Origin of the sequence: Mariniphaga sp. (assembly GCF_041687215.1) — a bacterium.
GTDB lineage: Bacteria > Bacteroidota > Bacteroidia > Bacteroidales > Prolixibacteraceae > Mariniphaga.
The window spans coordinates 100,758-122,413 of record NZ_JAWLCI010000003.1; the positions used below are offsets into that span (position 1 = coordinate 100,758).

The window sequence follows — 21,656 nt, forward strand, 5'->3', positions numbered from 1 at the left end:
CGAAACTTTAAACTTTTAACTTTAAACTTCTTCAGTACCATGGATGCACTCTCACCCACTGTATCCCTTCTGTTCCTTCCGAACCGATAACTCGCCGAGCGCTAATGAACGTGTTTTTTCGATATTTCGAATATATTTTACTTTGCGGATCAAAACTGTTTTCTGCCACTTTCCCGGCTGCGTGAATATATTCCGCTTTTCCCAGTGAAATGGCCACATGGGTAATTCGTTCAGGTTGTTCTTCGTTTGCTTTTTGGCCGAAAAAAAGCAGGTCGCCGGGCTGCAGGTTTTCAAACGACTCGTCCGGATTAACAAACTGTCCGTGCCGAACCTGCAACGATGCGTCCCGGGCAAGAATGATTCCGTGCATAAAATAAACCATTTTGGTAAAACCGCTGCAATCCATAGCAAGGGCCGAAGTCCCGCCCCAAAGGTAGGGACGGCCTTTCATGCTTTGGGCCAGGTTTACCAGTGAAGAGGAATCAGGCCTCATTGTTTCCCTGAATTCAGAAAAGGAAACCCAGCTTTGCTGAGTGGTAAAACCTTCCCGTCCGTCAGGAAACCTTACCTTAATGTAATTTCCTTGCTGCTCTAATCGTTCCAATATTCCACCCATCGTCACATCGCCAATAGGTTTTTCCTGTTTTTCCGACTCATAGATTTGTGAAAATGAGCCGGTGAAAATAATCCGATCGGCCTGCCTCAAGTTTTGAAGTTCGGTTTTAGTAACCGGAAAAATTCCGCCCGACGGCGCCCATGAAATATAGCGATCGGGTGTTTGAACCAGATGCCAGCCGCCCTGTTTTTTCAGGATTTTTGCCGGGGTTCCCAGAAGTGCCTGGGTAACCAGCTCCGAAGAGTACCGTGGAGTTGCCCTGAAGTTGGCTGCTGAGACATTTACCAGCGCATACGTTTTTTCGCCAACAGTGGAGTCGGGGAGAATTGTAATTTCATCAACTACCTCAAAAGATTGGAATTGGTTTAACAGTTCATTTTTCAGATTCTCATTATCGGTTTCACCTTGCAGAATAACCTTCCCCTTTTGAAATGAGGCTTCCACATCGAAAACGGTCTCGCGCTTGTCCGGGACCTGGTTTTGTTCAAACCTTGCGATAACCGCTTCTGCCTCTTTGCGGTTACTCACTCCGCATGAAACAGTTGCAAGCATTAAAAGTATGATTCCAATTCTGTTCATAATTCCGGTTCATTTAAATAGGTCACATTCATTTTATAGCTCCACTGGTCGAAATAAATATTTCCTCCGTTCCATTCCAGTTCGCCCCGCTGAAAGTCGATAGGTTCGCTGCGAAAATACCTTTTGGGAGGGTCGAATTCCCGGCTGAAATCGTCATTTACAATCAACCGGTACCCATCAATCCCGGAAATATAAAAATCTTTAACTTCCAAATCTTCTGAATCCTGCAGCCCGAAGGACTGATCAAGTGGCACCCAGCCCACACCTTCGTAATACACTTCACACCAGTCGTGCAGGTTCATCTGGCCGGGGTGCAACATCCAGCCGCTTTGCCATTTGCAGGGAATGCCGCTTGCCCGTGCCAGCGACATGAAAAGCAACGTCTGCATTCCGCAGTCGCCTTTCCGGTATTTTAAAACGTATTCAGGAATATTTTCAAATGTGGAATATTCCAGCGCCGATGCCCAGGGTATGTTATGGTTTATCCAGTAATAGATGGCTTTTACTTTTTCAACCGGATTGGAAATTCCGCTGGTAATTTTTGTGGCCAGACTTTTAATTTCTTCAGAAAAAACGATATGCGGCGGAAGTTCGGCAGTATAGGTTTTGTTTAATTCAGATGAATTATTGTAAGGTTCAATTTTTTCCGGTGATAGCTGAATCCATTCCGGCTGGGTTTTAAATTCAGCCGAAAAACTGAAAACAGTAGGCTGGCCGGCCAGAGTTTCTTTTTCAATATACAGACTTCGCTGCAAAAAGGAATTATCGGCAATGTGATAGTTTTCCGAATTAACCGAAAGCAACTTCACATTTTTTTGCCGTGGAAGTGATTCGCGCGGAAAAGGCATCCAGCATTTTACGGTTTCGCCGGCTGGTACAACATCGGGTTTCAGGGTAATGGAAAAGTCGATTTGGAATTTGTGAGCGAGTTCATCCTGTGAAATGCCTTTCTCAAAATTTTCAATTAAACCGGCTGTGTTCTTCAAACGAAAAACATCCAGAGGGTCGGTAAATTCTCCGTCTTTGCTGATTTTTGCCTTCCGGGCCAGTGAATCAACCCGGAACAGGTTGGGCACGGCATTTCGGAAATACCTTTTTTCCCCGTCAATTTTTCGCATTTCCAGATTGCCTGAATTTTCCCATGTTTCGAGTTGTTGTTTTGTTAAATCAGGAAAATAAGGAAGGAGTTCTTTTCTGACTTCCGGTTCTGTTTTCGAAAAATCGATTTCTATCCGGTCCATTTTGGCCTGCAGTATTTCAAAATATCCGGCCTGTTTTTTTCCGGGATTCTTTTGAAAAAAAAGTTTGATTTGTTCACGGGCTTCACTGAATCTGCCTTCTTCAAATAGTTCGAAAGCTTTTTTATCGGGCTGAATGGCTGGGTTACATCCGTAAAAAAAGATTACGGAAAGCAGCAGAATGACAATATTTTGTGATCTTTGGCCCATATTCCGATTTTGCAGTGGAACAAAGATAGGGAATCACTTGGAACATTAACCAAAATTTTATCAGTGGAAAACAATTTTGAAATACCCATTCTGTTTCAGGATGAACATATTATTGTGGTGAATAAACCGTTCGGTCTGGCGGTGCATAAAAACGATTTTATGCCCCACGATGCGCCTTACCTGACCAAACTGCTGGGCGAAGTTACCGGCAAATGGATTTACAACGTGCACCGGCTCGATGCGAAAACCAGCGGTGTAATGGTGCTGGTGTTTTCTCCGGAAATGGCAAAGGAACTTACAATGCAGTTTGAACGGAAAGAGGTGGCGAAAAAATATGTGGCTGTAGTACAAGGAAATCCGGGAGAAGGCACATTTAGCGAAAAGGTGCTGGTAAAAAAGAAGTCGAAATTTAAGAAGCCGGCTGTAACGCACTACAAAACAATTCGTTCGGTTGAAACGGATATTTCGTACAAGGAGAAAACCAACATTGTGCTGAGCCTGGTGGAAATAACTCCCGAAACCGGACGGTGGCATCAGATTCGTCAGCACTTTGCCAAAAACCGGTTCGATATTGTAGGCGACTCGCACCATGGAGATTTTACACTGAATAAAATCATCACCGAAAAAGCCGGGATAAACCGGTTGCTGCTCCATGCTTCGTCGCTGGAAATCACCCATCCCGAAACACAAACCCGGAATGCATTTGTTTCGCCTGTTCCGCCGGAGTTTGAGAAGGTGATGGATAGCTGCCGGAAAATGTGATGTTCTTATTTTCCTGTTGCCCAAAAATCAAATTCAGTTATCTTTGGAATTTTAACGAAAAATCAGAAAAAAATTTGTAATGAGAAGAATTGTTCTGCTGTTTTTATGTCTTGTTTCAATAGGAGTTTTGGCGCAACATCCTGCTAAAAAATCATTAACAATTGACGATTTTGGTAGCTGGAATACCTTGTCGAATCCGATTATCTCAAATGACGGAACCCGGGTTGCTTTCGAACAAAATCCGCAAAAGGGCGACGGGATGCTGATTGTGAAAAGCGGAAAGTCAGATTTTGACACCATTCCCCGTGGCAATAAAGCGGCATTCGGGCCGGAAAATGATTTTATCATATTTTCAATAAAACAGCCTGAAGACAGCATCAGAAAAGCAAAACTGGACAAGGTGAAAAAGGAAGATATGCCCAAAGACAGTTTGGGTATTTGGGTTTTTAGCAGGAATGAAATCAATAAATACCCAAAGCTGAAATCCTATAAAATTCCGGAAGAAAATGCCCGTTGGATTGCATTTACAGTTGAACCTGCGCCAGTTCCGAAAGATACCACCGAAAACAATTCGAAGAAGAAAAGGGAAAAACAGGAAGGCGATGAACTTGTATTTTTTGAGGTTGAAACCAGCGATACATTAATGTTCCGAAATGTTACCGACTGGACTTATGCAAAAAAAGGAGAATCTGTGTTTTTCAACCGGGAAGTAAAAGATTCAACCGGAACTGTTTCGTCACTCCATGTATTCGATACTACAACGGGTGAATCATTGGAAATTTTTTCAGAAGAAGGTTGGATGAAAAAGCTGACTTCAAACGAATCCGGAAATCAGTTTGCTTTTCTGTTTTCTTCGGACACCATCAAAGAAAAAGTATATTCGCTTTTTTTGGGAGATTTAAATGAAACGCCTGAAAAAACAGTGGACGGCTACACCAGTGGCATTCCTGTTGGCTGGACCCCCAGCGAAAACAGCGATATTTATTTTTCGGAAGACGCCACCAAGCTATTTTTCGGCACGGCTGAAGCTCCCAAACCAGCGCCAAAAGATACACTTTTGGACGAAGAAAAACCAAAACTGGATATCTGGAACTGGCAGGATTTGAAACTTCAGCCCCAGCAAAAAGTTGAAGCAGAGCGGGAGAAAAAACGGACCTACCTGGCGGTTTATCATATCAATCTCAACCGGTTCATTCAACTGGCCGATCCGCAGGTGAGAGACGTTTCTACTCTGCAGAAAGGAAACAGTGATTTGGCATTCGGGTACAACGAGATGCTCTACTTGCGTGAGTCAAGCTGGACCGGCGACCGGAAACGCGATTACTACATTGTGGATGTACAATCGGGCATCAAACGTGAAATTGCCGACTGCAAATCGTTTGTCCGCATTTCTCCTCAAGGGAAATATGTGGTTTGGTACGAGCCGGCTGACAGTAGTTTTTATGCACGTTCTACCGACATTAATCAATTGGAAGCAGTTTCGCTAACAAAAATATTACCGGTGAATTTTTACGACGAACGGAACGACACACCGATGGACCCAAGTCCGTATGGTTTAGCTGGCTGGAGCGAAGACGATCGGTTTGTTTACATTTACGACCGTTACGATATCTGGAAACTCGATCCGGCAGGCGAACGGGTTCCGGTTAATATTACCAAAGCTTTTGGCCGCCGGAATCAGACCCGGCTTCGCTATATAAAGCTTGACTCTGAGTTGGAGCACATTCCATCTAATGAACCGGCCCTGCTCAGTGCTTTTGATGAACGCACCATGTCTGGCGGTTTTTTTCGGACCCGGTTTGGTGTAGTGGCCGATCCTGAAATGCTGGCTATGGAAAAAAATCAATTTGGCGGAGTTAAAAAGGCCAAAAATGCAGAAAAACTGATCTGGACAAAGGAAAACGTGCGTGAATTCCCCGATTTGTGGTGCAGCGATCTGAATTTTATGAAAACCGAACGGATTTCAGATGCCAATCCGCAGCAGGAAAATTTTATCTGGCCAAAAGTACAACTGGTGGAATGGACTTCTTTTTCAGGCGAAAAGTTACAAGGACTGCTCTATTTTCCGGAAAATCTCGATCCGGCAAAAAAATATCCGATGGTAATTTATTTTTACGAAAGGAATGCTGAAAACCTTTACAATCATCAGCACCCGGCTCCAAGCCGTTCCACTATCAACAAGCCGTTTTATACAAGCAACGATTATGTGGTTTTTGTACCCGACATCACATACAAAATAGGCTATCCGGGGCAAAGTGCCTACAATGCCATTGTGAGTGGCACACAATATCTGATGAATACATTTCCTTATATCGATGAAAAGCGAATGGCCTTGCAGGGGCAAAGTTGGGGTGGTTACCAGATTGCTTACCTGATTACCCAGACCGATTTGTATGCTGCTGCCATGGCTGGTGCTCCGGTAAGCAACATGACCAGCGCCTTCGGGGGAATTCGCTGGGCATCAGGAATGAGCCGGATGTTTCAGTACGAACAACAGCAAAGTCGTATAGGTGGTACCCTTTGGGAAAAACCGCTGCATTACATCGAAAACTCACCCTTATTTTATGCGCCTAAAGTGAACACACCGCTATTGATGATGCACAATGATGATGACGGAGCCGTTCCGTGGTATCAGGGCATTGAATATTTTGTGGCGCTGCGTCGCCTCAATAAACCGGTGTGGATGCTTTCTTACAATGGAGAACCGCATAACCTGAATGCTACAAGCTGGGCCAACCGCATAGATTTGAGCAAACGGATGTTTCAGTTTTTCAATCATTACCTGAAAGATGAGCCTATGCCAGAATGGATGGAGAAAGGTGTTCCGGCAATTGAGAAGGGGGAAAACCTGGGATACTAAATTTCATCAAAAATAATATTTGAAACAAGCCGGGTATGTCGCCCGGCTTTTGTTTGCCGTAAAATATGGACAGTTCATCGAATTTGTTGAATTAAGAATTTTCTTTTCCCGAATTTTGGAGTAACGTTTTATCAGTGCTGTACGTCTAACAAAAAACAAAACAATAAGCTATGAAACGAATTTACTTATTTTCCATTTTATTTGTTTTCCTTTTTTCAGCCTGCGAATACGAAAGCGGAGTTTCTGAAGCGTTTGCCAAATATCGTTATAAAGAAGGAGTTACAACTATTACAGTTCCCGGTTGGGCAATAAGGTTGGCAGCGCGCTGGGGCGATTTGGAAAAGAATGAACGCGAGCTGCTACAGAGTATTGATAAGGTGAAAGTGCTAACCATTGAAGATGAAAATTTGAATGCCCGCAGCAATTTGCACAAGGAGTTTTACAACGCCGTTAAGGAAAACAGTGAAATGGAAGAACTGATGGTGGTAAGAGACGGGAACGACCAGGTAACTATTTTCGGAATAGCTGACGAAAAATCCATTAAAGAATTACTCATTCTGGTTGGTGGCGACGACAATGCCATGGTTTACGTGAAAGGCAGGCTCAAACCCGAACTCATTTCAAACTTCATGGATGAAAACTCACAAAGGGGATTCCTGAGTTTTAAGAATTAGTCGGTTTTATTTTCGTCTGAAAAAGTCTTCGTCAAACGGTACCATCCATTAAATTATCGGATATTTTTGTGGGTGTACTACTAAAAATATCCGGTATTTTTATGGGTGACAAATAAAAAATACCTGTGTTATTTATACAAATCGGCCATTACCAATCTGATTTCGCCATAGGAATAGTCATTTCCCAGTTTATTTTTGATGTCGCTGGTAGTTTCGGTTTCGGTTTTTTCACGAAGGCATTTAGCAATTGCATCGTATTTTGTGCGGTCGATGAGTTCGAAAATATCCAGTTCCCCGCGGTTTACAAAATGCGCCAGATGACCTTCAATGGTTGAAACGGCCAGGTTGCGTTTTTGTGCAATTTTGGACGGTTTGAGTCCCTGTTTAAATAGTGTCAGGCTCACTTCTTTGGTGTCGAGGCCGGCCAGCTCCACTTCCTGTTTGGCGTTCAGCGGAATGTCCATTCCTTTTTCCCTTCTGAATTCAAGAACAAGCGCCAGTATGTCCTGCCCGAATTGTTCCATCTTTTTACCTCCCATTCCTTTTACCGCTTTCAGTTCAACGGCAGTGGCAGGGAGTTTCTGCGCAATTTCCAGCATCACCTTTTGCCGGACAATTTTTGCCTCGTCCATGCCGGTTTCCATCGATTTGTTGACACGCCATTCCAGCAGTTTCCGGTAAAAATCAGGGTAGGTCACATTCAGCGATGCAGCCTGTTTCCGGGCTTTAACTGCAGGTTTTTCAATGGACGCCAGCGCGCGGACTTCGAGGTACCGTTGAATGGAAAATCCTCCGGTAATAGATTCCAGTCCGGCACGTTTTGTGGCCAGTTCAGTTTCCAGTTGTCCCAGAATATCGGCCAACCGTTTCCGGATGGCCCGGTTGTCGGTCTCAAAGCCTGTTTGTTCAAGCGGTACTTCCAAATGTTCGTTCAGTTTGGTTAAAAAGTATTCTGTCGCTTTTTTCAGCCGTTCCTGCAACGGGGCATTTTCTTCGGCATGACCATATCTCCCGGCCAGTTTTTCCAATTGCGGACTAAACTTTTCAGCCACGTCAATTATTTCTGCCTGAACTGGTTTCAGTAAGTTTTGGAGTTCTGTATGCAGGTTGCCCATCAGCGAGGATGCATTCTCGTTCCATATTTTCAACAGGTAAGAGATGGTTCGCACAACCGGTTTAAAATCGAACAGTTCGTTCAACAGTTGAAGTTCGTAGGTTTTACGGTGCTTTTCCAGCACTTTTACATCGGGCTGATTTTGTTCCACCTGGTTGGTAAACCCAATAACCGTTTCGTCGTTGATAACGCTCTGTGAATTCAGCGGGGTACTCAGCACCAGTCCATCGAGGCTTTTGCAACGGCTCAGTGCCACATAAACCTGCCCGTGGGCAAACGACTGCCGGGCATCGATGATGGCTTTTTCAAAAGTAAGTCCTTGGCTTTTGTGAATGGTGATGGCCCAGGCCAGCTTCAGCGGATACTGGATGAACTTTCCTACCACTACTTCTTCTATTTCACCGCTGAATTCATTCAAACTGTAACGCGAATTTTCCCATACATCGGGTTCAACGGTTATGGGTTCGGTATCTCCGGGGCAAAGCACCTCAATTTGCTCGTCGATGATGTTTACCACCTGGCCGATTTTCCCGTTGTAATACCTTTTTTCAATGGAAGAATCATTTTTCAGGAACATCACCTGGGCGCCGGTTTTAATTTCCAACACTTCATCGGCAGGAAAGGCGTATTCCGGGAAATCACCTTCCACGGTACACTGAAACTGGTGAAGTTTCGTAATCAGTTTTTTCAGTTGTGCTTCATTTATTCGTTTTGCCTGGTAGTTGTGGGTGGTGAGGGTAATGTATCCTTCATCTTCGGCAGGCGAAAAATTGGGTTTAAACCGGTTGTTCAGCAATTGCAAATCTGCAGCGTTCATTTTGTTATCGCGCACCTTGTTCAGCAAATCGATAAATACCTGTTCGCTCTGGCGGTAAATGTGCTTTAGTTCAATACCCACACAATCAGACTTTTTCAGGGCATGGCTGCTGAAGAAAAATCCGGTATCGTAGTATTTTTTCAGAATATTCCATTCATCATCTTTTATTACCGGTGCCAGTTGCTGGAGGTCGCCAATCATAAGCAACTGTATGCCTCCAAAAGGCTGGTAGCGGTTTTTGAACCGACGCAGCGTGGCGTCGATGGCATCGAGCACATCAGCGCGCACCATGCTGATTTCGTCAATAACCAGTAAATCGAGGCTGCGGATGAGGTTGATTTTGTTTTTGCTGAACCGGTTAATGCGGTCGGCACCGGGTCTGTTGTCGGGAAAAATGGTATTGTCTGCACTCTGCGGAATTTGCGGTCCGAACGGAAGCTGGAAAAAGGAGTGAATGGTTACCCCGCCAGCGTTAATAGCTGCTACTCCGGTTGGAGCAACCACCACCATCCGTTTGGGTGAAATCTTTTTCAGGTTTTTCAGAAAAGTGGTTTTTCCCGTTCCGGCTTTCCCGGTCAGAAAAACATTGCGGTTAGTGTAATGAATAAAATTAAATGCTAACTTAAGTTGCTGATTGGATTCGTCGTGCATGCCTTAAATGTTCTATGGTCATTCAAATCAGCTAAAATAAACATGTTTGCCAAATTTCCCAAAAGCAATCTTACTGAATTTTAGGACAAGTCGCTGATTTCTTTCCTTAAACTGTTTAATTTTCTTGGTTTTATTTGAAAAGGTTCAAGTACTTCAGGATTTTCGCTTATCTGCTTGCAAATAACAATACCTTTTTCCATAAGTTGCTGTTTTTGTGCTATTGTAAGATTATGCAGTACTGTTATTGGGAAAATTTTATCGCGGTCGATCAAATCTTTAAGGCCGTTTTGTGCAGGGTAATCCCAACTGAGAAGATGAAGGCCACTACAGGTTCCATAATTGATGGCATCGGTTGAAAAGCGGGTGTTGGTTACCACCCATCCATGAAAAGTAAAGTCTTTGAACCTGTCGTCTTCTTTTCTTTTATCAATAATATCGTTTACGCGGCTTCGGATATAAAGCGGTATTTGAACGCTGAAAATCTTACCCTGTGAAGTTCCGTATTTACATTCAACAAAATATTGATTTTTGTCCTGAGTGGCAATTACATCTACCTCGTGGGTGACACATTTTCCGTTTACAACCTGGCCTACTTCTGTTTTAAAACCCTGAACTTCCAAAATTTTTCCAATAAAGTGCTCAAAAGGAAATCCGGTGGGGCCCAACTCCATAATGGCTTTTTTTAACTTGTATCGCGATGCAGTGTAGCTTTTCTTTTTTCGTAGCAGTGAAAAAGCCCGGCCATAAATTTTTGCAGTAGTAACGCCATCGTAAATCCAAGAGTTTACATCTTCCGCAACCTGTTCAATGATTTCTTCATCAGCTCCGGCATTTCGTAACGATTGTTTTAGCTTGTTAACACTAAAAGGTTCTTCTTCGCCAGATGCTTTTTTTATGGTGACTACTTTATTATCTTCTTTTATCATATTATTTATTGTACTGAAAACGCGTTTTTCCATAAATCATTTCCTCTAAATCCATTTTAATACTTCTGTTTTTATGCATGTAAGCATTTTGAGATCAAGGTGTTCGGAATAAACGCGCATTATATCCTGCACTTTTCCATCAATGATTAACCCACCAATGGCCCCATCGAAAAACAAACAATCGCTGTTGTTTTTTACTTTTTCCATTAATTTTTCAAACTTAGACAATTCCGGACGTTTGGGCAAATTGATGTATCCTTCATGCTTTTCCTGTTTATCAAAAAATATACCATCTCCTTTATCTTCAAGAAAAAAGCATTTACTCACGGTAACTACTGCTTCTTTTTCAAGTTGAACCTTCCGGGCAAATTTTACTCCTAATTTAATATAACATTCCTGCAGCATTTTTAAATGTTGATAATCGGGAAAGTTTCTGATTCGGATGGCAGGAATGTGATGCCCTTGGTGCAGAAAGATTGCACTGGCTGTATTCACTTTGTTTTTAGCGCAAATATCGATGTTTTGTGTCAGCCTTAATGCTTCTTCCAACGTATAAAACCCTTCGGTAAACAAAAAAAGAGAATTGGGCTGAGGTTTATCCGGAATTCTCCCGTAATAGTTGGAATAAGGCATATCAGCCTCAGCTACAACAGTGTTTTCCAGTATGTTGCTGGTTATTAAAGCCAGAGATTCTTTTTTGGTGATGGAGCCGCAAACTTTAAGTATTTTTTCTGATTCCATGACAGTTGATTTTAATTGAACAGAAGTTTATTGATTCTACTTTCATTTTTATATAAAGTTACACCAAAAGCCAAATGAAAAATATGTTTTACAAAAGGTTCAGTGTACTACCAATTCCATATTTTTATATGCTTTCGTAAAAACGGATTTTTTACACCGTGGCTTTAGCCCGGTGAATAGAGATATCAAAAACAAAAGGGCTTTAGCCATTAAGAGAATTAAATGCTAAAGCCGAATAAGACTACGAAAAAGAAAAACACCGGGCTAAAGCACCGGTGTAAAAAATTGATTGTTTGTTTTGTGATTTAAAACGTGGAATTTGTCGTACACCCCAAAAGGTTCGGTTTTCTATCGGGTTTGTTAAAATTTTTAACCACAATACCGGAATTTTTCAATGGAATAAAAAGTTATTTGTATTATTACGATTCCAAATAAAACAGGAATTCAGAAATATCTAAATAACAATAAATTAAAATTTTACAATGAAATACCTAAGATACATTTTTACATCAGCAGTTTTGTTTTCTGCTTTGTTTATTGCTGAAGCTCAAACCGATGCGCAGAAAGGGCTTGATGCTATTTCTGAATCGGCTGTTAAAGGACAACTCGAATTTTTGGCTTCAGACTGGACCGAGGGCAGGGGAGTAGGAACAAAAGGGGCCTATCTGGCGGCTGATTATATTGCATCGGTTTTTAAAATTTACGGCATCGAACCTTTTGGCGATACGGAATATATTGTTCCGTCCAGAAAAGAAAGAATGGAAGGAAAAATGGTGACCACCGAAAAAACTTTTTTTCAAAATTTCAGTTTGCTGGAATACTCACCGGGAGAAGATCAGTTTCTTTCGGTTATTGCTACCGGAAATAATAATGAAAGTGCCGTTGATTTTAATTTTAAAACAGATTTTTATGTAACTCCCGGAACAGTTGGGCGTTCGGGTAAAGCTGGTTTGGTGTTTGCCGGGTATGGTTTTAAAAATGAAAAGGAAAATTATGATGATTTGAATAAACTGGAACTGAAAGGAAAAGTTGCCGTTATTCTTGCCGGTTTTCCGGGTCATAAAGATTCCGCATCTGTTGCATTCGAAAAATTTGCTCCGGTTGGTCGGTATGCGCAATACGGACTGGAACGCAACAAAATTGAAAATTTGAGCAAAGCCGGTGCTGTGGCTGTAATCCGGGTTGATACTGAAAATGATCTTTCAATTTCGTGGGCAGAGAACAGGATTTACCCGGTTAAAGGCGATTACTTCGAAGCCGACGAGCCTTTTCCAACTTATTATGACAACAGGATGACACTTCCCGGAGATTCGCTTTCTTCTGATCTTCCTGTATTTACAGTATCGAAACGACTGGCCGGTGAACTGATTTCCGGAACATCAATCAGTTTTGAAAAATTTGAGGAAAATGCAAAAGATAAAATGAAACCGGCATCAAGTGAAATTCCCGGAAAACAAATGGCTTTTAAAACTACGGTTGATTCGCGAATTGTTAAAGCACGGAATGTTTTGGGAATGATTGAGGGCGAAAAGCAAGATGAGTTTATTGTGGTGGGTGCCCATTACGACCATGTGGGAAAATACAACGGCTGGATTTGGAACGGTGCCGACGATAATGCCTCAGGTACCGTTGGAGTGATGACCATTGCCAAAGCTTTTAAAGCTACCGGCAAGAAACCTGAAAAAACTATAATTTTCGCTGCATGGACGGGCGAAGAGAAAGGATTGTGGGGCTCCAGGTATTTTGTTCGCGAAGCTGTAAAGGAGAATATGGATATAGTTTTAAACCTGAACTACGATATGATTGCCCGCGATGCTCATGACGATATTCATAAAAATAAAGCCATGATGACTTACACCAAAGCCAACGCCGGAATTGAAAAATTGACCAAAAAACATATTCAGGATTTTGATATTAATCTCGATTTGTCTTACCGGGCATCCGAACTACCGGCTGGCGGGAGCGACCATGCTCCGTTTGCTCAGGAAGATATTCCCATTTTCTATTTTATGGCTGCCATGCATCCCGACTACCATTTGCCTTCGGATGAACTGTCTAAAATCAACTGGGCGAAAATGATAAATATTATCAAACTTGGTTTCCTGAATACCTGGGAATTTGCCACCAGCGATGAATACCTGAAGCCGCAGGATTAGTTTATCACAGTGGTTCAAACTTGAATAAAATTCCGAATTAATCCTTCCTGATTTTAAAAGCGATATCGTTTTGAGCGGTTTCCGTTTTTGGTGCAGTTAAAATCAGCTTTCCGTTTTTAACTTTAACTTTTTCCGTTTTTATCCATTTTCCATTCCAGGCATCGAACCAGGAAACCTCAAAATTACCCTTTCCTTTTTTGGAAAGAGAGATTTCTGTTCCTTCTGCATTATCCTTTGAATAAGAGCGCATCCAACCGAAACAATCTTTTCCGGCGTCCATCACATAAATATCGGCACCATCGGCGGTAGCATCAGCCGGTTCAAACGGGAGATGGGCAAAATCAATGTCGGCCACAAAACCGGCCAGGTGGTTCAACTGTTCCCAGTCCTGTTGGGTCAGAAAAGTATAATCCCACCAAACGGGAATTCCGGCCAGACCGTTTGTCAGCGAAGCCCAGATGGCATTGTGATAAACTTCCTGGTACCGGTCATCGTTTCGTTTAAAATATTCCCACTCTGCGCCCGATTCTCCAAAAATGGATGGTTTTTCAAAGTTGTCGTAAAACCTGCGGGCAGCCCAGGCATAGTTGTACATGGCGCTGCGCAGCGAATCTTCGGGATATTTCAATTCCCAGCCCTGTCGCGGATAAAGGTGCAGGTTGGGTACATCAATAATTTCATGAAGTTGTTCCCGGTATTGGTCAAAACCACCGCTGAACGAAGCAGTCATCGGGTGGCCGTACGGATCGTTTTTGGTGAAATATTTTTGCGCTTTGGCCACCCAGTCGAATGCTTCCTGGTGCCGGCCCTGCGCCCAGCCGTCGGTTCCGTTCATTTCGTTTATCAGCTCCCAGATTCCCCAACTGCGGCTATGGGCATACCGGGCAATCAGGTAGCGGTACTTCTTCTTTTGATATTCCCAAACCAGCGAATCTTTATACACATCAGCAACATCAATTAAATGGCGGAAAGGATTTTTGTCCCACTCAGCAGCCCAAACGGTTTCCGAAAACAAATCGTGCGGCCAGATGGCATACATGAGTTTGATGTCGTTTTGTTCAAAAATCGTCAGCATGGAATCAATCCGCCCACATTTAAGCTGATTGTACCGTCCCAGTTCTTCCTCTATAATTCCGGTACCATTTACAAACCCGCCATAACCAATATCCCAGATGGCAAAAAAGTTGGCGTTGTGTTCTTTGTACCTGTCGAATCGCTCCTGGTTGTTTCGCCAGGGGGAGTAAACACCCACGGCAAAATAAGTGGAGCCGTCGTCGTACGCAAAATAGCGCGGATTCACCTCCGATTGTTTTATCCAGCCACTGTGTTCCGAATTTACTACCTCAAAAGTTCGGGAGTCAGAATTCCCTTTTTTGCCGTTATTTTCCACAAAAACCTGGTAGTTGTATGCGCCTGTTTCATTGGGCGAAAAACGGATTTTCCAATGGTTGGCGTCTTCGTAATTATCGTAAAAACCGTTTATTCTTATTTCTTTTCCCGAAGGAGATTGAAAAATGGCATACAGATCAATTTCTTCAGGATCGAATGGATTTTCATAGGTCACATTCTGCATTTCGAGCCGGATTTCAAACTTCTCGTATTTTTTAATTGTGGTGCTGTTCACTTTGGAAACCGTAATTTCGGGAACTTTAGTTTGAAAATTATCATTTCCAAAAGCAGAGTAATTCAGAATAAAAAACAGAATCAGAAAAACGGAAAGTATTTGGAATAATTGAAATCTTTTTGCAGAGTGTTTATTCAATTTGAACAGATTAAAAGATTATATGATTTTTATTTTGAGTGAAATAAAACAGTATCGGGAACAACTATTTCCATTTAAAAGCAAAATATTCACACTGTCTTTTTCCGGCATTTTTTATTCCGTGCGGAACATTATCGGTTAAAAAGATAAGCGAACCCGGACCCAAACGGTGTGGAATTCCGTCAATTGATTCTTCTACTTCGCCCTTAATAACCAGGATAATTTCCTCGTTTGCATGAACATGTTCTTCATGGCTCATAATTCCCTCATTCAAAGTGGTAACATGCATCTCCAGATTTTCGAGCAAAACCGTCGGGCGATCCATAAATTGTCGTTTTCCACCTTTTGCTGTGGGTTGGAATTCAATATCCTCCCAGTTGTAAAAATCAGAACTTCCTGTCTTTTCTGTTTGTATGAGTTTGTTTTTCTGATTCGTTTTCCAACGGATAATATAATACGAAGCTTCTGTGTCGCCTGCATTCCTTAATCCATGATCGTCGCCGGGCAAAGCCAGAACGACACTTCCCGGGCCCAATATTTTTTTATCGCTGTTAATACTTTGTTCAACCAGTCCTTCCTTCACAATAATAAGTTCTTCCATGTCGGCATGAACATGGCTTCCGTGTGGCGCGTTGCCGGGACTTAAAGTGGTCACATGAATTTCGAAATAGTCGAACACATTCGTTTTTCCTTCCAGAATCTGCCGGCGTTCACCAGATTTGGTTTTTTCCACTTTCATTTTTTCCCAATCGAAAACCGAAGTGTTGATTTTTTCCAGATTTTCATTCGGAAAATTGAATGCCGGGAACATAAATACCAATAATAAAATGAGTTTCATGCTTTCAAATTTTTGTCAGGTATTAAAATGACTTTATTTAATCCGGGCTCTTTGTTATAAAGCCGTTTGAACCAGTCCGCTCCTTCGGAAAGCGGCGCAACAGCAGAAATATGCGCTTTAACGTCCACCTTTTTGTTTGCCAGCAGGTCGAGCACCAATTCATATTCCCCGTTTATGGCACAACTTCCCTGAACGGTAATTTCACGTGTAACCACTTGTTGTAAAGGAAATTGAATTTGCGGCGAAAGGTTTCCCACCAAAACAACCGTTCCTCCCTTTCGGGTGTTTTCAACACAAATTTGCACGGTTTCGGCAATACCAACCACTTCAAAGGCAAAGTCTGCGCCCCGGTTTTTGGTTAGTTCCAAAATTTTTTCAGTGTTGTTTTTTTCTTTTGAATTGAAGGTGAAATCTGCACCGAATTTCTTTGCCAGCTCCAGTTTTTTGTCGTCAATATCTACTGCTATCACCGGATTGGCGCCAAAAAGTTTGAGCAGTTGCACCACAAAAACGCCAACCATTCCGGCGCCAACCACCAAGGCGCTGCTTCCTGGTTTCAGCCCCGAAACATTGATGGCATGGGCAGCCACGGCAATGGGCTCCACCATGGCCGCTTCCTCAAACGAAACCCCGTCGGGAACCCGGTGGAGGATGTGTTGCGGAACAGCCACCTTTTCTGCAAAAGCCCCGTGCCGGCGGTATTCGCCGGGAGAAACACCCAGTACCTGGCGGTTATCGCTCAGGTTGTAATGTCCCTTCAGTGTAAACCAGTCGTTAAGCGGATAGACGGTGGAATCGAATGTTACGCGATCGCCCGCTTGCCAGTTTTTTACTTCAGCACCTGTTCCGAGAATTACTCCGGATGCTTCGTGTCCCATAACCAGTGGTGGTTTTCGGCGACCTGTGCTGCCGTCCATTCCGTGAACATCGCTACCGCAAATTCCGCATGCTTTCACTTCAATCAACACTTCATCAGGCTGAATTTCAGGCTCGGGAAAATCGCGGTAATTGAGTTCAATGTATTTATCGAGAACAAGTGCCTTCATAAAATATTAAAGTTTTACAGATGCCGTTACATTTTGGGCTTTTTGCGATTCAAAGCTGAATGTGACATCGCCTTTGCCTTCAATTAAAAATTCATATTCTACAACCCCGTAGCCGGGAATTGCAAGAAATTGAATTTCAGGTTTTTTCTCTTTGTAACTTACCTTTTCAAAATATTTATCGGTAATTTTTCCACCTGCAACTACTTTTGCTCCATTCACCATCAACCTGTCCAGTTCATATAATTTGGTTTTAAATGCATGGGCAGTCATAGCTGGCAGGCCTTTTTTGTTTTCCAACCTGACTCTCACCCGGTTCAGATTACCGTCCAGTTTTTTTACGTCATAAACTTCCATTTCAATTTCAGGAGTGTGCTGTGCCGAATGTAAAACAACAGAGGCGTTCCGGTGAACCAAATCGGGCAGCATAAACGGGTGGGGGAGTCTCGAACTCATTTTCACCCAGCCTCCGATTTCGATTTCTCCAAATTGCGGGTGATCGAATTTCTCCCAGTCTTTATATAATTCTCCCTGGGTCAGGAAGTCGTTAAACTGCAACAATTCACGATTGCGGTCAGATGAACCGCCGCGCCCTGAAAAGTCAAGGTCATCCTGTTTCTGACTTTCATTTTTTGACCTGAAAGTTTCCTGGTTGCGCATAAACAATTCACCCACAAAGCCAAGTATTCCATTAATAAAATACAAATGCGTGGTGAAATCGCCGTAGGTTGGATAAAGTTCGTGTGAGGCGTGGTAAACATAACCGGGAGTCATTTTCAGGGCTTCGTTTCCAACCACGTCAAAAGCAGCGATATCAGAAGGATCGAGGCGAATCGATTTATCGGCCGGTGCACGCAGCCACATTCCGCCGGTATTGTGAAAAGCATATCCAACGATGATGTTCGGGCGGGCTGCAATGTAATCTGCAATGGCTTTCAGTCCTGTTCCCGAAAGTGGAAAATCTCCGGCTCCCCGTTGCACATAAGGCGGCATCCAGCTACTTCCCCAGTTGCGGTTGGGGTCGAGGTAACCTTCAGTATCTTCGTTTAACCGACCATCGCCATCGTTATCAATCCCTTCATATCCAAGTAGCGTGTATTCCCCTTTTTCCCCGGGTTTTACACGTACCATAATGCGCGGGTCTTCCGGGTCGGGTTTGTATTGGCCGTGCGGATCTTTAATTCGCATTTGTGTGATGTTACCATCGCCGTCCAAATCATCCGGGCCATCCTCGTCGAAAAGCCCGTCGCCATCGTCGTCATAAGGCACCCGGATGCTACGGTTGGTGCTGGGCGTATTTCCTTCCTCAAAAAAGTAATACCGTCCGTCCACGTTCACCACCGGAATAATGTAGTGTGCATTTTTATCCACCGCATTTGTAATTTGTTCATTTTCTCCGTATTTGGTGAGCAGCATGTTCGCGTAATAAAGGCAAACCTCGCCTGCCTGAATTTCGTTGCCGTGAATATTTCCATCTACATAAACGCCGGGCTTTTCGAGTTCGTTTCCGGTATCAGGATTGTTGATGGTGAGGGCATAAATTTCGCGTCCTTCCTCACTTTTCCCAACCACATCCAGTTTGGTCAGTTTTGGAAAGGCCTGATGCAATGCCCGAAGTGCTTCTTCTACTTCGGCCAAATTGTAATACCTGTCGAACCGCAATGGAACTTCTATTTTTCCTTTGTCTGCCGGATAACCTGAAAAAGCCAGGGAAACCAGCAATATTATTATTGATAATTGTTTCATGATTACCCTCCGATTTTTATTTGTTTCACTTTTTCACCGAAAACAGCCGACTCCAGTTTGGCTGAAATTACGGCTCTTTTACCGGCTTTCACCAACCAGGTGAGTTTTCGAACCTGATTTCCGCCAATACTGCCAACCGAGGTTCGGGCGGTTCCTTCAAGAATTTCAAAATCACCCTCCAGAACCACAACCACCGGTGCAGGTTGACTGTTTCGCTGACCCATTGCAATTGGATAGGAAAGTGTTCCATTGTTTTCAATAAACAGTTCCAGCTTGTAAACTCCTGAACCCAATTCGGTTAATTCCTCTTTGGTAAAAGAAATTTCGGGCATTTTTTTTGTGAGATGCAGCAGCCAGGGGAGCTGAACCGCAAGCAACGAATCAACGAGTTCCGGTTTTGGCGTGGATTCCAGGTATGGAACAAATCCGCCTATTTCAACTTCGCCTAAATCGGAGTGCTGAAATTTTTGCCATTCCACAAATCCTTTTCCATCCCATTCCTTTTCAGACCAGGCCAGCAAGGCTTTTTCCTTTTCGCTGGGTTCGCCTTCCTTTTCCTGTTTCGGCATATTTTTCATCATTCCGGCCATCTGTTTCGGAGATAATTTCCCAGACTCCATCATTTCGATAATTCCTTTTGCCGTAAATCGGTCGGGTGCATTATTGGCTTTTAAAAAAGTTGCTATTTTTTCTTCACCCATTGCAACAAATGCTTCTGCTTCCATTTTTTCAACCTCTTCCAGGGAAAGTGAATTATCTTCTTCACTTTTTTCTTCTTTCACTTTTGGAACAGAAAACAGATTCATACTGAACGAAGGAACACCCAAATGATAATATGCCCAAAGTTCGAAAGAGCCGTCTTTGGCCGGTTCAGGATCAAGATTTTCAATACTGAAATTTTTTGCTTTCAGGTATTCTTTATATTCTTCCGAAAACTTTGAGTAGAACTTCAGATCATCTTCCTGCGGGTTCACAACCGCTCCCAAACCAAGCATTCCGGCTACCAGCGACGGGGTGACTTCCATTCCAGGGGGTACAACTTCCTTTACCATCTCAATGACTTCATCCATTGTATAGGTCTGGTTTTCATCGGCATTTAACATGCGGGCATAGCGTCCCGGTAGTTTTATCCGGTCGAGATTTGCTTCTCCTTTTCGGCCTCCTTTGGGCGGAACCAGGCAAAAGTTGGAACTTCCCAACGTGTAAACCATGGCAATTTCGGGCCGTTCAAAAATAAACCGTAAAATCCCGTAAACTTCGGGAGTTTGCCCCGGGTAAAGTCCTGCTTCCTTGTTGTTTGCCGGGAAAAGGTGGGGAAAAGCAATTCCCACATTGATTCCACCTTCGCCATCTTCGTTGAAGAGTCCGTCACCATCGTTGTCAATTCCTTCTGAATAAATTTTGTACTCTCCCCGTTCCCCTTTGCCGGCATCGGCACGTACCATTATCCGTGGGTCGTTTTTGGAAACGATATGCGTTCCATCCAGACTTTTTAAACGCATTTGGGTAATGTACCCGTCACCGTTCAAATCGTCATACCCATCTTCATTTACGGCTTCATCGGCATCGTTGTTAATTTCGAAATCGTTTATCGTGCGGCTATATTTTACACCGGCAAAAAAACCTTTGGCGGCATCGGGATTGGGATTTGGCATGATATACCACTTTAATGCTGAAGTGTAGCTCACTGAATCGATTAGCATTTTTGCCAGTCGCAATGCCCCTTCAGTAGAAATTGGAATGTTGCCTTCAAAATTGGCGCCTACAAAAATAGCAGGAACTCCGGTTTGGTTGCTTCCGATTTCCAAAACAGTAACCGGTTCGCCACCGGGGCTGGTTGCAATGGTATGGACCCGCGTGTTCCCGGCATTTTTTTGTTGTAATTCTTTCAGCGTTTGCTGAACTTCTTTTACATTGTGGTATTTGCCATTGGAAGTGCTGTTTTGCGCATAACTCATCAACGTTAGCGCAATAAAAAAGCAAAAAACTAAATAACGGATTGTTTTTTCGAACATAGTATAATCTGTTTGTGAAATTATATTTGACTGAAATCCATTGGTGTCAGGAATATTTTTTTCACTTTGCTAACTGTATCAGCATATTCTGGCTTTGTTCGCATAGTTTTCCACTCTTCGCTTGCACCAAATTTAGCCCAGTTTGCAGTTCTTTCGTCCATGTCTTTAAACCACAACATGTAAGTTAATGCCGGCATAAATCGTCCGGCAACGAGTTCACCAAAAAATACCGGATGCAAACCTACCTTTTCAAACAGTGGAAGCTCCTCCACATTAAACATTTTTACTTTCCGTCGGAATGCGTCTTCATTATAGCTCTCATAAGTTCGCAGCTCTAAAAGTCCCCGGCTTTTATCGGGTGTTTTTAACTGCGGAATGCTATCGAAAGCTTCCATCAAAAAAGTTTCGTAGCGCTCAAACACCGGTTGACTGGCCGGAAGATCGAAATAAGTTTTTGCCGCATCCAGGTATGTTTTGTCGTTTTTCATGGCCTGAACAGCATCCCAGAAATCGGCCGGGCTTTTATGCGCATGAAGAATGTATAGTTTTGGCGGATCTTCCAGACTGTATTCGCCGAAAGCTCCAACTTTTGCACCCCGTTTATTTAAAAAGGGAATAACAGCCTCGGTGTAATAATTTTTTAACTGGTTTACGCCGCCGCCTCCGGCAAATTGGTAAACTTTCAATTCGTAAAAATCTTTTTCAGGAGGTGGAACAGAACCGGCACTCAAATTACCGGTTGCAAAGGCAGCTCCTGTAGCTGCCGCTGATTTTTTCAAAAATGATCTTCTTTCCATTATTAAGGTTTTTTTATTGATGGCAATATACTAATTATTGTTCTTAATGCTGTTTATGTGGTTTCAACAATTTTGTATTCTGAAGAATTTGAAAGTAAAATGGCACAGGTT

15 protein-coding genes are annotated in these 21,656 nt (G+C 43.0%); 4 read left to right on the forward strand and 11 right to left on the reverse strand.

All coding sequences use genetic code 11. The features are described 5' to 3' along the window. Window positions 1–31 precede the first annotated feature (31 nt). On the reverse strand, window positions 32–1,195 hold the full coding sequence (locus ACESMA_RS02515; RefSeq protein ID WP_372947183.1) for an NlpC/P60 family protein: 1,164 nt from the start codon (window positions 1,193–1,195) through the stop codon (window positions 32–34). Continuing rightward, window positions 1,192–2,643, reverse strand: a complete 1,452-nt coding sequence (locus ACESMA_RS02520) for a transglutaminase-like domain-containing protein (RefSeq protein WP_372947184.1) — start codon at window positions 2,641–2,643, stop codon at window positions 1,192–1,194. The genes ACESMA_RS02515 and ACESMA_RS02520 overlap by 4 nt, the downstream gene beginning before the upstream one ends. A gap of 63 nt (window positions 2,644–2,706) precedes the next feature. On the opposite strand from ACESMA_RS02520, the gene ACESMA_RS02525 reads away from it, so the two are divergent. The 3 genes from ACESMA_RS02525 to ACESMA_RS02535 all read left to right on the forward strand — a co-directional run bounded on the left by ACESMA_RS02525 (window position 2,707) and on the right by ACESMA_RS02535 (window position 6,939). Then, entirely contained in the window at window positions 2,707–3,405 is a 699-nt protein-coding gene (locus ACESMA_RS02525) for an RluA family pseudouridine synthase (protein WP_372947185.1), read from the forward strand. 79 nt (window positions 3,406–3,484) lie between these two features. Beyond that, on the forward strand, window positions 3,485–6,265 hold the full coding sequence (locus ACESMA_RS02530; protein WP_372947186.1) for an alpha/beta hydrolase family protein: 2,781 nt from the start codon (window positions 3,485–3,487) through the stop codon (window positions 6,263–6,265). A 170-nt stretch (window positions 6,266–6,435) separates the two neighbouring features. Beyond that, entirely contained in the window at window positions 6,436–6,939 is a 504-nt protein-coding gene (locus ACESMA_RS02535; protein ID WP_372947187.1) for a DUF4252 domain-containing protein, read from the forward strand. Window positions 6,940–7,067: 128 nt separating this feature from the next. Here ACESMA_RS02535 and ACESMA_RS02540 read toward each other — a convergent pair whose 3' ends face one another. The 3 genes from ACESMA_RS02540 to ACESMA_RS02550 all read right to left on the reverse strand — a co-directional run bounded on the left by ACESMA_RS02540 (window position 7,068) and on the right by ACESMA_RS02550 (window position 11,188). Then, window positions 7,068–9,521 (reverse strand): helix-turn-helix domain-containing protein, encoded by a 2,454-nt coding sequence (locus ACESMA_RS02540; RefSeq protein ID WP_372947188.1) that lies wholly within the window; start codon window positions 9,519–9,521, stop codon window positions 7,068–7,070. A gap of 80 nt (window positions 9,522–9,601) precedes the next feature. Continuing rightward, complete coding sequence (locus tag ACESMA_RS02545) at window positions 9,602–10,447, reverse strand: ATP cone domain-containing protein (protein ID WP_372947189.1); 846 nt, start codon at window positions 10,445–10,447, stop codon at window positions 9,602–9,604. A 45-nt stretch (window positions 10,448–10,492) separates the two neighbouring features. Continuing rightward, window positions 10,493–11,188, reverse strand: a complete 696-nt coding sequence (locus ACESMA_RS02550) for a hypothetical protein (RefSeq protein ID WP_372947190.1) — start codon at window positions 11,186–11,188, stop codon at window positions 10,493–10,495. Between the two features lie 482 nt (window positions 11,189–11,670). On the opposite strand from ACESMA_RS02550, the gene ACESMA_RS02555 reads away from it, so the two are divergent. Further along, window positions 11,671–13,344 (forward strand): M20/M25/M40 family metallo-hydrolase, encoded by a 1,674-nt coding sequence (locus tag ACESMA_RS02555; protein WP_372947191.1) that lies wholly within the window; start codon window positions 11,671–11,673, stop codon window positions 13,342–13,344. Between the two features lie 37 nt (window positions 13,345–13,381). Here ACESMA_RS02555 and ACESMA_RS02560 read toward each other — a convergent pair whose 3' ends face one another. The 6 genes from ACESMA_RS02560 to ACESMA_RS02585 all read right to left on the reverse strand — a co-directional run bounded on the left by ACESMA_RS02560 (window position 13,382) and on the right by ACESMA_RS02585 (window position 21,545). Then, window positions 13,382–15,106 (reverse strand): DUF5060 domain-containing protein, encoded by a 1,725-nt coding sequence (locus ACESMA_RS02560; RefSeq protein WP_372947192.1) that lies wholly within the window; start codon window positions 15,104–15,106, stop codon window positions 13,382–13,384. Window positions 15,107–15,170: 64 nt separating this feature from the next. Next, a complete protein-coding gene (locus ACESMA_RS02565) occupies window positions 15,171–15,944 on the reverse strand; it encodes a cupin domain-containing protein (RefSeq protein ID WP_372947193.1) in 774 nt (257 codons plus the stop codon). Beyond that, window positions 15,941–16,990, reverse strand: a complete 1,050-nt coding sequence (locus tag ACESMA_RS02570; protein ID WP_372947194.1) for a galactitol-1-phosphate 5-dehydrogenase — start codon at window positions 16,988–16,990, stop codon at window positions 15,941–15,943. Before ACESMA_RS02570 ends, ACESMA_RS02565 begins: the two co-directional genes overlap by 4 nt. Before the next feature lie 6 nt (window positions 16,991–16,996). Continuing rightward, the gene (locus tag ACESMA_RS02575; RefSeq protein WP_372947195.1) at window positions 16,997–18,733 is read right to left on the reverse strand and encodes a M14 family metallopeptidase; all 1,737 of its coding nucleotides are present in this window, start codon (window positions 18,731–18,733) and stop codon (window positions 16,997–16,999) included. A 2-nt stretch (window positions 18,734–18,735) separates the two neighbouring features. Next, on the reverse strand, window positions 18,736–20,748 hold the full coding sequence (locus ACESMA_RS02580; protein ID WP_372947196.1) for a M14 family metallopeptidase: 2,013 nt from the start codon (window positions 20,746–20,748) through the stop codon (window positions 18,736–18,738). Window positions 20,749–20,768: 20 nt separating this feature from the next. Next, window positions 20,769–21,545 carry an NIPSNAP family protein gene (locus ACESMA_RS02585; RefSeq protein WP_372947197.1) on the reverse strand — a complete coding sequence of 259 codons (777 nt, stop codon included), beginning with the start codon at window positions 21,543–21,545 and terminating at the stop codon, window positions 20,769–20,771. Between the last annotated feature and the right edge of the window lie 111 nt (window positions 21,546–21,656).